The 12,967-nt window shown below is 67.2% G+C and carries 12 protein-coding genes; 10 read left to right on the top strand and 2 right to left on the bottom strand.

The genetic code is table 11. The features are described from left to right. The first annotated feature begins 60 nt into the window (after positions 1-60). Both IDF66_RS17480 and IDF66_RS17475 read left to right on the top strand, forming a co-directional pair. Entirely contained in the window at positions 61-1,167 is a 1,107-nt protein-coding gene (locus tag IDF66_RS17480; protein ID WP_190267915.1) for an XdhC family protein, read from the top strand. A gap of 97 nt (positions 1,168-1,264) precedes the next feature. Further along, positions 1,265-2,281: a hypothetical protein gene (locus IDF66_RS17475; RefSeq protein WP_190267914.1), complete on the top strand. Its 1,017-nt coding sequence runs from the start codon at positions 1,265-1,267 to the stop codon at positions 2,279-2,281. Here the strand turns inward: IDF66_RS17475 and IDF66_RS17470 are convergent. Next, on the bottom strand, positions 2,263-2,886 hold the full coding sequence (locus IDF66_RS17470; protein WP_223309725.1) for a TetR/AcrR family transcriptional regulator: 624 nt from the start codon (positions 2,884-2,886) through the stop codon (positions 2,263-2,265). The two genes, IDF66_RS17475 and IDF66_RS17470, sit on opposite strands and share 19 nt — an antisense overlap. 187 nt (positions 2,887-3,073) lie before the next feature. Between IDF66_RS17470 and IDF66_RS17465 the strand changes: the two genes are divergently transcribed. From IDF66_RS17465 to IDF66_RS17455, 3 genes are all read left to right on the top strand, one after another. After that, positions 3,074-4,255: an MBL fold metallo-hydrolase gene (locus tag IDF66_RS17465; protein WP_190267913.1), complete on the top strand. Its 1,182-nt coding sequence runs from the start codon at positions 3,074-3,076 to the stop codon at positions 4,253-4,255. After that, positions 4,252-6,696 (top strand): HAD-IC family P-type ATPase, encoded by a 2,445-nt coding sequence (locus tag IDF66_RS17460; RefSeq protein ID WP_317628745.1) that lies wholly within the window; start codon positions 4,252-4,254, stop codon positions 6,694-6,696. Before IDF66_RS17465 ends, IDF66_RS17460 begins: the two co-directional genes overlap by 4 nt. Positions 6,697-6,769: 73 nt before the next feature. Further along, complete coding sequence (locus IDF66_RS17455) at positions 6,770-7,018, top strand: antitoxin (protein ID WP_190267911.1); 249 nt, start codon at positions 6,770-6,772, stop codon at positions 7,016-7,018. Here the strand turns inward: IDF66_RS17455 and IDF66_RS17450 are convergent. Beyond that, a complete protein-coding gene (locus IDF66_RS17450; RefSeq protein WP_190267910.1) occupies positions 7,015-7,620 on the bottom strand; it encodes a DNA-3-methyladenine glycosylase in 606 nt (201 codons plus the stop codon). The genes IDF66_RS17455 and IDF66_RS17450 overlap by 4 nt on opposite strands. Here IDF66_RS17450 and IDF66_RS17445 point away from each other — a divergent pair. The 5 genes from IDF66_RS17445 to IDF66_RS17425 all read left to right on the top strand — a co-directional run bounded on the left by IDF66_RS17445 (position 7,598) and on the right by IDF66_RS17425 (position 12,900). Continuing rightward, positions 7,598-8,035 carry a type II toxin-antitoxin system Rv0910 family toxin gene (locus IDF66_RS17445; RefSeq protein WP_164307106.1) on the top strand — a complete coding sequence of 146 codons (438 nt, stop codon included), beginning with the start codon at positions 7,598-7,600 and terminating at the stop codon, positions 8,033-8,035. The genes IDF66_RS17450 and IDF66_RS17445 overlap by 23 nt on opposite strands. A gap of 22 nt (positions 8,036-8,057) precedes the next feature. Further along, positions 8,058-9,878: a substrate-binding domain-containing protein gene (locus IDF66_RS17440; protein ID WP_190267909.1), complete on the top strand. Its 1,821-nt coding sequence runs from the start codon at positions 8,058-8,060 to the stop codon at positions 9,876-9,878. A gap of 94 nt (positions 9,879-9,972) precedes the next feature. After that, positions 9,973-10,434, top strand: coding sequence for an FMN-binding protein (locus tag IDF66_RS17435; RefSeq protein ID WP_190267908.1), 462 nt, complete (start codon positions 9,973-9,975; stop codon positions 10,432-10,434). Positions 10,435-10,441: 7 nt separating this feature from the next. Then, positions 10,442-11,335, top strand: coding sequence for an FAD:protein FMN transferase (locus IDF66_RS17430; RefSeq protein ID WP_317628744.1), 894 nt, complete (start codon positions 10,442-10,444; stop codon positions 11,333-11,335). Next, positions 11,332-12,900 (top strand): oxidoreductase, encoded by a 1,569-nt coding sequence (locus IDF66_RS17425; RefSeq protein WP_190267906.1) that lies wholly within the window; start codon positions 11,332-11,334, stop codon positions 12,898-12,900. Before IDF66_RS17430 ends, IDF66_RS17425 begins: the two co-directional genes overlap by 4 nt. Positions 12,901-12,967 lie beyond the last annotated feature (67 nt).

Here is a 12,967-nt window from a genome sequence, read left to right as displayed (position 1 = left end):
CGACCGGGCCCGGGTGTTCGACCCGAGGCCCGGTCGACATCGGTCTGGGAGAATGACGAGATGCGAAGTCTCATACCCGTGCTGCTGGACCGTCTCGCCTGCGGTCCGGTGGCGCTGGCGCGGGTCGTCGCGACGAGTGGCCCGACGCCTCGCCGACTCGGTGCGGCGATGGCGGTGACCGCGGCCGGAGAGGTGATCGGTTCGCTGTCGGGGGGATGTGTCGACTCGGCCGTCGTGCAGTCGGCGCGTGACGTACTGGACACGGGTTATGCGGTCGGCGAGCACTTCGGTCCGGTGGACCTCGACGATGTCGCCATCGGCCTCACCTGCGGGGGCGAGATCGAGATCTTCGTCGAACGGATCGATGCGGGTCACGCGGCCGCCCTCACCGAACTCCTCGCCGCGATCACCACCGGGCGACCGGTCGCGCTGGCGACGACGCTGACCACACGGCCGGTGTGGCGGGTGAACCACGGTGACGCGATCGAACGCCGGAGCGAACTCGACGAGGACATCGCCGACCTGATCGACGCCGGACGCAGTGGGATCGTGGGCGTCGATGACACCGAGACGCCACTCGGTTGCGCTGCCGACCGACCGCGGACCTTCGTGCAGCCATTCGCACCGCCGCGTCGCCTGATCGCGGTCGGTGCCAACGAATTCGTCCGGGCTCTCACCTCGGCGGCGAAGAACGTCGGTTATCACGTCACGGTCGTCGACCCGCGGCCGGTGTTCACGACCGCGGCCCGCTTCCCCGATGCCGACGAAGTGATCGTGGCCTGGCCGGATCGATATCTGGACGGCGAGATCGTCTCGGGCCGAACAGATTCCGCCACTGTGGTCTGCGTGATGACGCACGATGCCAAGGTCGACGTACCGATCCTGACGACGGCGCTGCGGTCCGACCGCGTCGGTTTCGTGGGTGCCCTCGGCTCCCGGCGCACGCACACCGATCGCATCAGCCGCCTGGCCGAGGCCGGGCTCCCGCGAGACCAGATCGATCGGCTGCGGTCTCCGCTCGGACTCGACATCGGCGGCCACACTCCGTCAGAGGTGGCGATATCGATTCTGGCGCAACTGATCTCCGAGCGGAATGGTGGCAGCGGGCGTCCGCTGCGCGATGTCGACGGACCGATCCACCGCGGGTCGGAGAAATCCATCCGCTGATCGAGCGGCGGGAAACGCCATCCCCCCTGAGTAGGGGTCTGCACTCACTCCCGCGGGGGAGGCCTCGAAGTGCCTTGCACACCTACCTTTCCGAGACATGGAACTGTTTCGTACCCAGCGAATCCTGATGTGGACGGCAACCCTGATGGCAGCGCTCGTGGTGGTCGGGCTGTGCGCCATGGCCGTCGATGACCGGATGCTGCTGGGGGTCTCGGTCTGGGCCAAGCCGGTCAAATTCGGTGTGGCCTTTGCGCTCTACACCGCGACCCTCGCCTGGCTCCTCGACCATCCGCACCGCGGTCGCCGATGGACGCGGGTGCTCGCGCCCGTCTTCGCCGCGACCGCGGTGATCGACGTGGGATTCATCGTCGTGCAGGCGGCCCGGGGCACGTTCAGCCACTTCAACTCCCAAGCCGATCCGGTCAACTCGATCGGGCAGGTCGTGTTCACCACCGGCGTGCCGGGCCTGTTCTTCGCCAACCTGCTCATCGCGTGCATCCTGCTGTGGCAACGCATCGGCGACCCGGCCACCACCGTGGCCATCCGTGCCGGGCTCGTGATCTCGGTGGTCGGCATGGCTCTCGGTTATCTCGTCGGGTTCGCCGGCCCGCAGGTGGCACGCACTGCGTCCGGTGAGCTGGTGACGCTCTCGGCCAAGCACACCTTCGGCGCGCCGGACGGCACGCCGGGCATGCCGATCACCGGCTGGAGTCTGCAGGCCGGAGACCTGCGTATCCCGCATTTCCTCGGACTGCACGGGATGCAGATCCTCCTGTTGCTGACCTTCGTGCTGATGGTCTCCGCGCGGCGGGTGCCACGCATACGTGACCAACGCACGCGGACTCGCATCGTCGGCATCGCGGCAGGCGGCTACGCGAGTGCGGTGGCAATCACGTTGTGGCAGGCGTTGCACGGTCAGTCCCTCGTGCACCCGGACGCCGGGGTGCTGTGCGCCTGGGCGGTCGTGGCGGCCATCTGTGTGGCCGCGGCGGTGTTCTCGGTATGGGCGGGTCCGGCGGGCTCCGCCGAATCCAGCGGGGGTGGAGAAGAGTTCGTCGACGAGCCGACACTCCGGGCAGAGGGGGCTCGGTCCGCTCAGTCCTCGACGACGTAGGACATCAGCGCGGTCACCACCAGTTCGATGATCTTCGCGATCGCCACATCGTCAGAGGTGCTCAGATAGGTGAGGGTGATGGTGTTGGTGGCGGCGATGATCACCGGGCTGAGATCGGAGACCGGTTCCTTCCACCGCACCCCCGCGCGCTCGGCGGAGATCTCCAGGCCGACACCCGCCACCTCGTAGAGGCGGCCGTACATCTCCTTGCCGACCTCTTGCAGCTCCGCGTGATTGTGCGCGTAGATGCCGAGTGAGATGGTGGCCTGCATCCGGCCGGGATCGGCCTTGAGCAGGGTGTAGAAGCCCTCGAGGTGTGCCTGCGCGTTCTTGCGCATCGCCTCACGCCCGCGGCCTTCCGGGTCGGCGGCCATCGGCAGGATCGCTTCCAGCATCCGGCTGATGTCGGACGGCACAGCGGTCTCCATCACCGCGCAGAGCAATGCCGTGCGACTGTCGAACGCGTAGTGGAAACTGGCCAGCGGCATGTTCGCGTGCGCGCAGATGCGACGCGTGGTCGCACCTTCGACACCGTGATCGGCGATCACGCGATATGCGGCTTCGATGAGCGCCGTCCGACGCTCCCCGACAGACATTCGTGCCAACGAGGACTACCCCCAAGACCGCATGTGACCTGCACATGTATGGTGACGTGTTCGCCGAAGCCTATCAGTGCGAATCGGGCAACGAACGTGAGATGGGCGGGTCCGCCGAGCGAGACGGTTCGTCGAGACGGTCAACACGTCGGCATCCCGGCCCGTCCGGGAGTCGGACGGCACTATCCTGGGTCCCGTGACCTCGACTATCAGCCGGACCGGCGCAAATCTGGCACAGCGTGCGGCCTCAACCCTCTCGACGGTGGGGCTCACGACGGCCAACGCGGTCACGGGCGGACTCGCCAGGCGCGGACTACCCGCGGCGCGTGCCCTGGGCGCCGACGCGGAGGAGATCAGCCGGTACACCGCGGCGTCGCCACGGCAACGCGGTGGCGTGTTCAGCAATCTCGAACAGGCCGAGCTCTCGGTCGACGCCGACTTCCGGGTGATTCTCGACATGGCGCGCCGTCCCGGGCGGCCGCGACGGCCGATCCCCGTCCTGAGCCCCGATTTCGCTGATGAGGTGCGCGCCCTGGGGGCCACCTGGCTCGGGCACGCCTCGGTACTCGTCGAACTCGACGGACTACGCGTGCTGACCGATCCGGTGTTCAGTCGGCGTTGTTCACCCGCCAGTGCCATCGGCCCGGCCCGCATGCATCCCGCGCCGGCCCATGTCGCAGACCTGCCGCCGATCGACGTGGTCCTGATCAGCCATGACCACTACGACCACCTCGACATGCCCACCGTGGTGGACCTCGCCGCGCGGCAGCCGGACGTCCGCTTCGTCGCCCCGATCGGGGTCGGTGCCCACCTGATGTCCTGGGGGATCGCGGCTGACCGGATCGATCAGATCGACTGGTGGGACGAACACACCCTGTCCTTCGGTCGCGGCGACCTGACGTTCACCTGCACGCCCGCCCGACACTTCTCCGGGCGATCACTGACCCGCAACCTCACGCAGTGGGCGAGCTGGGTGGTCGCCGGCCCCACCCACAGTTTCTTCTTCTCTGGTGACACCGGGTTCTCCGAGCAGTTCGAGGAGGTCGGGATGCGGCTCGGCGGCGTCGACCTGACTCTGGTGGCCGTGGGTGCCTACGACCCCGTGTGGCCGGATGTCCATGTGAACCCCGAAGAGGCGGTCCGGGTGCATCGGATGGTGACCGGAGATCGTGTACGCGACGCGGTGATGATCCCGATCCACTGGGGGACGTTCAATCTCGCCCGCCATCCGTGGGGTGAACCCATCGCCCGGCTGCTACCGGCCGCGGCAGCCAACGCGACGACGGTGGTGGTTCCGCCGCCAGGCGGCGCGATCGACCTCCTGACACGATCGGGCACCGCACTCGACGACCCGGCGTGGTGGGAGGCGTCCGCGTGACGCAGGTGACCGCCGGTCATCCTGGTCTCACCGCAGCGGAGGTCGCGCAGCGGGTGGCCGACGGCCAGGTCAACGATCTGCCGGATCGGTCGGGTCGCTCCGTCGCCGACATCATCCGAGCCAACGTGTTCACCCGGATCAACGCGATCCTCGGGGTCCTGTTCGCGATCGTCGCCTCCACCGGCTCGCTGATCAACGGCCTGTTCGGGCTGCTCATCATCGCGAACAGCGGCATCGGCATCATCCAGGAGGTCCGTGCGAAACGGACGCTGGACAAGTTGGCGATCGTCGGTCAGACGACACCGATGGTGCGTCGGGACGGGCAGGTGGGCGCGCTGCCGCCGAACGAGATCGTCCTCGACGACATCATCGAGATCGGTGCAGGCGACCAGGTCGTCGTCGACGGGGAGCTGGTCGAGGCGATGGCCCTCGACGTGGATGAATCGCTGCTCACCGGCGAGGCGGACCCGGTCGACAAGGTGCCGGGGGACCAGATCCTGTCCGGGAGCTTCGTTGTCGCGGGCTCCGGCGCTTACCGCGCCACCAAGGTCGGTGCCGAGGCCTACGCCGCGCAGCTCGCGTCGGAGGCGTCCAAGTTCACCCTGGTCTCCTCGGAACTGCGGTCGGGGATCGACCAGATCCTCAAGGTGATCACCTGGCTGCTGATCCCGGCGGGCATCCTCACCATCGTCAACCAGGTGTTCATCAGCGACAACGGAATACGCGCCGCACTGCTGGGCATGGTCGCCGCCCTCGTGCCGATGGTGCCGGAAGGTCTCGTCCTGATGACCTCGATCGCGTTCGCGGTCGGCGTGGTGCGCCTCGGTCAGCGTCGATGTCTGGTCAACGAGCTGCCCGCGATCGAAGGTCTGGCCCGCGTGAACGTGGTGTGTGCCGACAAGACGGGGACTCTCACCGAGAACGGGATGCGGCTGTCGGAAGTGCGGCCGGTCGCCGGGCAGACGCCTGCCGATCTCGGACCCGTCCTGGCCTCGTTGGCCGCACACGACCCGCGCCCGAACGCCAGCATGCAGGCCTTGTCCGAGGCCTTCCCCGAGCCACCGTCGTGGTCGTTGGTCTCGGTTGAGCCGTTCACCTCGGCCAAGAAGTGGAGCGGGATGTCCTTCCGCGACGCAGGCGGTGAGGACATGGGCAACTGGCTGGTGGGTGCGCCCGATGTGCTCCTCGACCAGGAGAGTCCCACCGCCCATCTGGCGAACGAACTCGGTTCGACCGGACTGCGGATTCTGCTGCTCGCCCAGACCGATGTGCCGGTCGACACCCCTCCTGCGCCGGGTACCGACACACCGGGATCGGTCACCCCTGTCGCGCTCGTCGTGCTCGAGCAGCGGGTGCGGTCCGATGCACGGGAGACCCTCGACTACTTCGCCGGTCAGCACGTCGATGTCAAGGTGATCTCCGGCGACAATGCGCGTTCGGTCGGCGCCGTCGCGGCCTCACTCGGTCTGGGCTCGCCGGATACGTCGGTGGACGCACGCAGCCTGCCGACCGATCAGGACGAACTCGCCGAGATCGTCGAACGCGGCGTCACCTTCGGCCGGGTGCGGCCGGATCAGAAGCGGTCGATGGTCAAGGCGTTGCAGTCCTCGGGCGACACCGTCGCGATGACCGGCGACGGCGTCAACGACGTGCTGGCACTCAAGGACGCCGACATCGGGGTGGCAATGGGGTCGGGGAGTTCGGCGGCGCGTTCGGTCGCGCAGATCGTGTTGCTCGACAACAGGTTTGCCACTCTTCCCTATGTCGTCGGCGAGGGTCGCCGCGTGATCGGCAACATCGAACGGGTCTCCAACCTGTTCCTCACCAAGACCGTGTACGCGGTGCTGCTGGCGTTGTTCGTCGGCATCGGCGGACTGGTGGATCACCTGTTCGGTGCGGGTTCCCTCAGCTACCCGTTCCAGCCGATCCACGTGACCATCTCGGCGTGGTTCACGATCGGTATCCCGGCGTTCGTGCTGTCGCTGGCACCGAACAACGAACGGGCCCGGCCGGGTTTCGTCCGACGGGTGCTGTCCCAGGCGGTGCCGAACGGGATCATCGTCGGACTGGCCGCCTTCGTCACCTACGTCATCGTGAACCCGGGTGGGGCGGGTGTCGAGATCGGGAGCAAGGACTCGGTCGACCTCAGCCCTCTGCAGACGCAGGCGGCGACCGCGACGCTGATGACCCTGATCGCCGTCGCCCTGTATGTCCTCGCGGTGGTCGCGCGGCCGTACAACTGGTGGAAGGCGATCCTGATCGGGGTGTCGGTCGGCGCATACGTGGTGATCTTCTGGTGGCCGTGGACCCAGGACCTGTTCAAGCTGGACACGTCGAACACGCAGATGATGTCGGTCGCGGCGGTGTCGGCGGCGGTGGGTATAGCCGCCGTCGAGCTGGTGTCGCGGATGGTTCCGCGCATCGTGGCGGCGCGAGATTGACGCCGGGCCGATGCCGCGGATCCCGTCGCCGATGGGACTGCACCGGGACGTCCCGACTGACTAGACTCGGAGCATGGATCTCAAAGGACTGGTGGACAAGGCCAAGGCCGCGCTCAAGGGCAATCCGAGCCTGATCGAGAAGGGCGGCGACACGGTCAACAAGGTCACCGGTGGCAAATACTCCGGTCATGTCGACAAGGCGCAGGACGCGGTCAAGAAGGCGGTCGGGTCGGACACCCCGAAGCCGGAGAACCCGGCTCCCGCCCCGACCCCGGAACCGCCGAAACCCGAAGAGCCGAAGCAGAATCCGTCCCAGGCCTAGGGTTCGCCCCGGGTTTCGGCCCGAGCATGCCGCCGATACGACGACACGGTCGGATCGGCTGCGAACCAGAATCGCCACGGGACGTCGGCGGCACGTCGGACGCCGACCCGAGGTCCCACGCTGATCGCTGCCGAGACCACCGGTACCGATCGGTCGATGCTGACGGGCTTGCCGTCGTCGAGGTTGCTGTTGAGGTCATCCATCGTGATGCCGAGAGCGCGGGTGAGATTCCCCGGCCCACGCGCCAACGACACATCATTCTTGGCCGTCGGCCGCCGTCTGCGGGCCAGATCGAGCCCGTCGACGATCTCCCCGGCGCGGACCAGGACAGCCGATCCCTGTTCGGTTGGTCCGGTCACCACATTCGCACAGAAGTGCCCGTGGATCCGGTAGACGTAGAGCCGCCCAGGCGGGCCGTACATGATCTCCGACCTTGGTGTGCGGGTGTATGCGTGCGATGCCGGATCGTCGCGACCGCCGTATGCCTCCACCTCTGTGATGCGGGCGGCGACGCCGTGCCCCACCAGAACGGTGCCCAGCAGCGCTCGCGCGTTGTCGCTGACGCTAGGCTCACTGACCATGGCCAAGACTAGTGACTCCATCGATGTGGATCTGTCTGTCGAAGATACCTGGGCCGCGGCATCGGATCTGACGCGTTACCCGGAGTGGCTCGTGTTGCATGACGGCTGGCGGTCCGCGGTTCCGGCCGCCGACGAGCTCGGCGAAGGTGTGTCGCTGGCATCGGTGGTCAAGGTCAAGGGGACCCGCATCCGGTTCGACTGGACGATCGAGAAGTACCGTCCATTGGAGCAGGTGCGGTTGAAAGGCAACGGCAAGGGCGGCGTGAAGGCCAAGCTCGACCTGGGCATAGCGCCCACCGATTCGGGGTCGACAGTAACCTTCACTGTTGATCTCGGCGGTTTGCCACTGATCGGGCCGGCCGGCAAGGCAGCGGCCATGGCGGTATCCGGGGATCTGCGGAAGTCATTGACGACGTTCCGTGAGGTCTTCGGCTAGACGACAAACAGGGGGGACGGCGATGGGGCGTCACAGTTCGGGCGGTGGTCGCCCGGAGTCGGGAGACGGTCGGGATCGGCCGGAACCGGGAGCGGGGCACGATCGACAGGGGTCGGGCGCGGAGCGTGTGTCGCGCACGGGTCCGATCGACATGCCGGCGAGCGGTCCGATCGAGCGGCAATCGGCTCGGCGGGCCTCCGACGACGATTTCGGGTTCGATCACCGGCGTACGTCGACGGGCAGACGGGCAGGCTGGCTCTGGGGTGGTGCCGCCCTGATCGTCGTCGCCGCACTGGTCACCGGCTTCGTGCTGTGGCGGACAGGTGCCGTGGGCTGTGCTGATCGGGAAACCATCTCGGTCGCATCGGATCCCTCCATGACCAGTGCGTTGCGCACCGTCACCCAGGACGCATCCGAGGACTCCTGCTACGACTTCGACATCAACGGCGTGGCAGGCGCTCAGGTGCCCGGTCAGTTGACCAGCGGTGACAAGGCGCCCGACCTGTGGGTCGCCGACTCGCAGATCCAGGCCCGCCGGGTCACCACTCAGGTGCGCCGTGACCTGAACATGGTGTCACCGTCGATCGCGTCCTCGCCGACGGTGGTGGTGGGGAAGTCCGTCCCGCAGTTGAACAGCTGGGTCGACGTGATGAAGCTGCAGGATCTGCGGACCGGCAGCCCGATCGACACCAGCACCGGTGACGCGCCGATCGTGGGTGCCCTGGCGGAGGAAAATGCCGGGAACCTGTCGGAGAAGCAGCTGACGGCGGCGATGACGGTGCTCGCCGTGCAGCAGAACAATGCGCGCCTGGCCAACGACAACGAGGGCACCCGCCTGAACCTCGCGAACACGACCGAGGTCCCGGTGGTCACCACCGAGCAGCAGTACCTGTTGTTCACGCGAACCCATCCGGGTTCCGAGCTGAAGGCATCGGTGCCCGCCGACGGCACCGTGATGCTCGACTACCCGATGGTCAACACCGCGAGCGCGGCTCGCAAGGACACCGCCGCCAAGGCGGGCAAGGAGCTGGCCGACAGGCTCGCGTCGTCCGATGGCCAGAAGACGCTCAACGAGTCCGGGTATCGCAATCCCGATGGTGCGGCGTTGCCCGACGGCGCCGGAATCGGTCAGGTCAAGAACCTCGAGCTCAAGGATCCGTCGCAGGTCGACCGGGCGATCCGGCAGTGGCAGGTGCTCGGCGTGCCGATTCGTACGCTCGTCGTCGAGGACACCTCGGGTTCGATGGCTGCACCGGCAGGAGACCAGACCCGTGCCGATCTGCTCATCGATGCGTCGATGACCGGCCTCACCCTGTTCCCCAACAACGCCATGGTCGGTGGATGGGCGTTCGGCATCGACAAGGGTGGCCCTGATCAGGACTGGAAATGGATGTCGCCGATCCGGCGTCTCGACGCACCGGCCGTCGGTGGCGGAACGCACCGCCAGGAGCTGGGCCGGGCGGTCCGTCGTGGTCTCGCACCCTCTCAGCTCGGTGGCGGGACGGGCCTCTACGACACGACTCTCGCCGCATTCAAAGAGGTGCAGAACAGCTACGACCCGAACTACTCGAACTCGGTCATCATCATGACCGACGGGCAGAACGAGGATCCGAACAGCATCAGCCTCGACGAGTTGCTCTCTCAGCTGAAAGAACTCGAGGATCCGGCACGTCCGGTCCTGGTCCTCACGATCGGGATCTCCGAGGATGCCGATACCGAGGCGTTGAAGGAGATCGCCGACGCCACCCCGGGAGGCACCACATATGTGGCGCAGACACCCGAGGACATCAAGTCGGTGTTCGTCGATGCGATCCAGGCGCGCGTCGCCGCGGCCGGACGCTGATCGAATACGCCTGAAGCTGTCGTTTACCTGAGGATTACCTTGCGATCAGCTCCTCCGGCTGGTCGTTAGGTAGGCCTTATTGCAGAATCGACGTATGACCCGTACAGACACCCTGCCCCGTGCGGCCGGAGTTGCCGCAGCGTTGGCGACCGTCGGCCTCGTCACCGGTGCGTGCGGTTCCGACGACCCGTCGGACACCGCGGCGACGAGTTCGATGGCCTCAGGCGGGGCAGCCGGCACCGCGTCGGCGGCGAGTGGGACCTACCGGGACGGCGAGTATTCGGCCACCGGGCACTACGTGTCACCGGGCGGGCCGCAGCAGGTCGGTGTCACCGTCACCTTGTCGAATTCGGTGATCACGGCGTTGAGCCTGGACACGAGCCAGACCAAGGGCACCTCCAAGGAGTTCCAGGGGAAATTCGCGAGCGGCGTCGATGCACTGGTGGTCGGCAAGAACATCGACGACCTCGACGTCCACAAGGTCTCGGGATCTTCGTTGACGTCAACAGGATTCAACGATGCGATCGACCAGATCAAGACCGAAGCGCAGGCCTGACACGTCGGTGTCCGCTACTGTGCGACCACTCGCCCATGCATGGTGTTTCGACGCCCTCGGCACACGCTGGGAGATCTCCACACCCGTTCCACTCGCCGACGTCGTCGCGCGTCGGGTGACCGACGAACTCGATCGGATCGATCGGGCGTGGTCGCGGTTTCGTGACGATTCCACGGTCGCCGAGATCGGTCGGCGTGCCGGCCGCTATCCGATCGCCCCGGCCGATCAGCCACTGGTCGACTGGTATCGGCGGCTCTACGACCTGACCGGTGGAGCGGTGTCGCCGATGGTCGGCCAGGTTCTCGTCGATGCAGGCTACGACGCCGGCTACAGCCTCGCGCCGAAACCCGAGGTCGCACCCGCGCCCTGGTGGGAGGGCGTGCTCGCCGGTCACTCCGGCTCACTCGATGTCCGTCACCCGGTGCTCCTCGACGTCGGGGCGGCCGGGAAGGGGTTTGCCGTCGATCGAGTCGCCGGGATCGTCGGCGAGGCGGTCGACAGCTACGTGGTGGACGGCAGCGGCGACATGCGAATCCGATCATCCGACGGCCCGCTGAGGGTTGCACTCGAGCACCCGCTCGACGCCGAGAAGGCGATCGGGGTCGTCGAACTCGACGACGGAGCGATCTGTGCGTCGGCGGCCAACCGTCGGGCGTGGGCGGACTGGCATCACATCATCGATCCGCGCTCGGCGTCACCGGCCCGGGAGGTGCTGGCCAGCTGGGTGATCGCACCCGACACGATGACCGCCGATGGGCTGGCCACCGCACTGTTCTTCACGCCGGCGTCGATTCTGCGGTCCGCCTTCGACTTTCACGCCGCCGGTTTCCATCACGTGACCATTCGACGCAACGGGACCGTCGAGCACACCGACATCCCGGGGTTGGAGTTGTTCCTGTGACGCGCGTGATCCCGGCCTGGCTCACGGCTCATCGCGCCGTGCTCCTCGCCCTGGTGGCACTCGCCGTGGCGGCCTTCGTGGTGGCCGCGACCGATGGCGACTTCGCCTACCGCCCAGATGAACTGGCGTTGTCGCTGATCATCGCCGTGGTGGTCACCGGTCTCGCGACCTATGCGGGGGCCGCGGTGGTGCGGGTGCCGCCGGGGTCGGATTCCTGGTTGATCACGGCGGTGATCCTGTTCTTCATCCTGCCGGGCGTCACCGATTCGGGTTCCGCGATCACTGTCGCCGTCGGCGCCGCCGCTGCCGGACTGTCGAAGTACGTGCTCGCGTGGCGCAGACGGGTGGTGATCAACCCGGCGGTCGCGGGTGCCGTGGTCGTGTACGCGCTCGCCTACGCGGAGGTCGGCACCATCGGCTACCCGCTCTGGTGGATCGCCGCGAAACCGCTGGTGATCCCGATGGTCGTCATCGGCGCACTCCTGGTCACCGTTCTCCGCGAGTGGCGTCTGGTCCTGGTCTTCCTCGCGGTGACCCTGCTGACCGTCGGTGTTCTCGAGCTGACCGAGGGAGGTCAGTCGCTGGAGTTCTGGTATGCGTCCAGCCCGACGTTCTTTGTCGCGGCCGTGATGTTGCCGGAGCCGCTCACCTCACCGAGCACGCGCGGACATCGCATGACCTACGGGGCGTTGGTCGGCGTTCTGATGTATTGGCAGGTGTCGATCGCGGTCACCGACTCGCTGAGCCTCGAGTTCGTCCCGGAGATCGCGCTCCTCGTCGGGTCGTTTTACGCCTTCGGCGTCCGACTCGCGACCCGAAACCCCTCGGCGCGGCGACTTCCCCTCGCTTTCGCCGACCGGGCAGGGTTTCCCGCCGATCGTGCGCGTCCCATCGCGGCCGACACCTACGAACTCGACCTCGTGGCGCCGGCGCCGACGACGTTCCGTCCCGGACAATGGGCATTGCTCAGTGCGCCGGAGTGGTCGAGGCCGGTGTGGCGTGGGACGCGACGAGTGTTCTCCTACGCCGATGCATCGGGCGGTGACGAAGTCCGCTTCGCGTTCACCGCATCGGGGGCCCCGTCGCATTTCAAGTGCGGCCTCATCGGCGGCGATACCCGACGCCTCTATCTCGACTTGTCCGGCGGTGACTTCGTGCTGCCCCGGGCGGGGCGAGGTCGGCCGGTGGTCCTGCTCGCCTCGGGGATCGGCATCACGCCGTTCCGATCGATGTTGTGCTCGGCGATCATCGATGGTGCCGACTTGCGCCCCTTCACCGTGATCCACGTCGTCCGGGCGGCCGACCGGGAAGTCTTCGGCGATGTCCTGGACGCTGCCAGGGATGCCGGGGCATCTGTTCGGGTCGTCGAATCAACCGATCTCGCCGGCGGTTTCGACGACGACTCGCTCCGCCGACTGATCGATGACGTCGACGGTTCACCGCACTACTACGCATCCGGAAATCCGCGGTTCGTCCGTTCGACCGCTCAGTCGATCCGACGCATCGACTCCTCCGCGCGGTGGCAGTTCTGGCGTGTCCACACCGACGCGTTCCTCGGTTATTGACCCGGCCCCCATGACGCGGCGGAACCTCGCGCGCGATGGGCGACATTCTGCGCACGGTCGGCGGGTT

Origin of the sequence: Gordonia hankookensis, assembly GCF_014673215.1 — a bacterium.
Lineage (GTDB): Bacteria > Actinomycetota > Actinomycetes > Mycobacteriales > Mycobacteriaceae > Gordonia > Gordonia hankookensis.
This window is presented reverse-complemented; position numbering and strand designations above follow the sequence as displayed.

Excerpts from the sequence above, each read along its gene's own strand:
- IDF66_RS17480 (WP_190267915.1), top strand. The coding sequence starts at position 61 with ATGCGAAGTCTCATACCCGTGCTGCTGGACCGTCTCGCCTGCGGTCCG.
- IDF66_RS17475 (WP_190267914.1), top strand. The coding sequence starts at position 1,265 with ATGGAACTGTTTCGTACCCAGCGAATCCTGATGTGGACGGCAACCCTG.
- IDF66_RS17455 (WP_190267911.1), top strand. The coding sequence starts at position 6,770 with ATGGATCTCAAAGGACTGGTGGACAAGGCCAAGGCCGCGCTCAAGGGC.
- IDF66_RS17445 (WP_164307106.1), top strand. The coding sequence starts at position 7,598 with ATGGCCAAGACTAGTGACTCCATCGATGTGGATCTGTCTGTCGAAGAT.
- IDF66_RS17450 (WP_190267910.1), bottom strand. The coding sequence starts at position 7,620 with ATGGAGTCACTAGTCTTGGCCATGGTCAGTGAGCCTAGCGTCAGCGAC.
- IDF66_RS17440 (WP_190267909.1), top strand. The coding sequence starts at position 8,058 with ATGGGGCGTCACAGTTCGGGCGGTGGTCGCCCGGAGTCGGGAGACGGT.
- IDF66_RS17435 (WP_190267908.1), top strand. The coding sequence starts at position 9,973 with ATGACCCGTACAGACACCCTGCCCCGTGCGGCCGGAGTTGCCGCAGCG.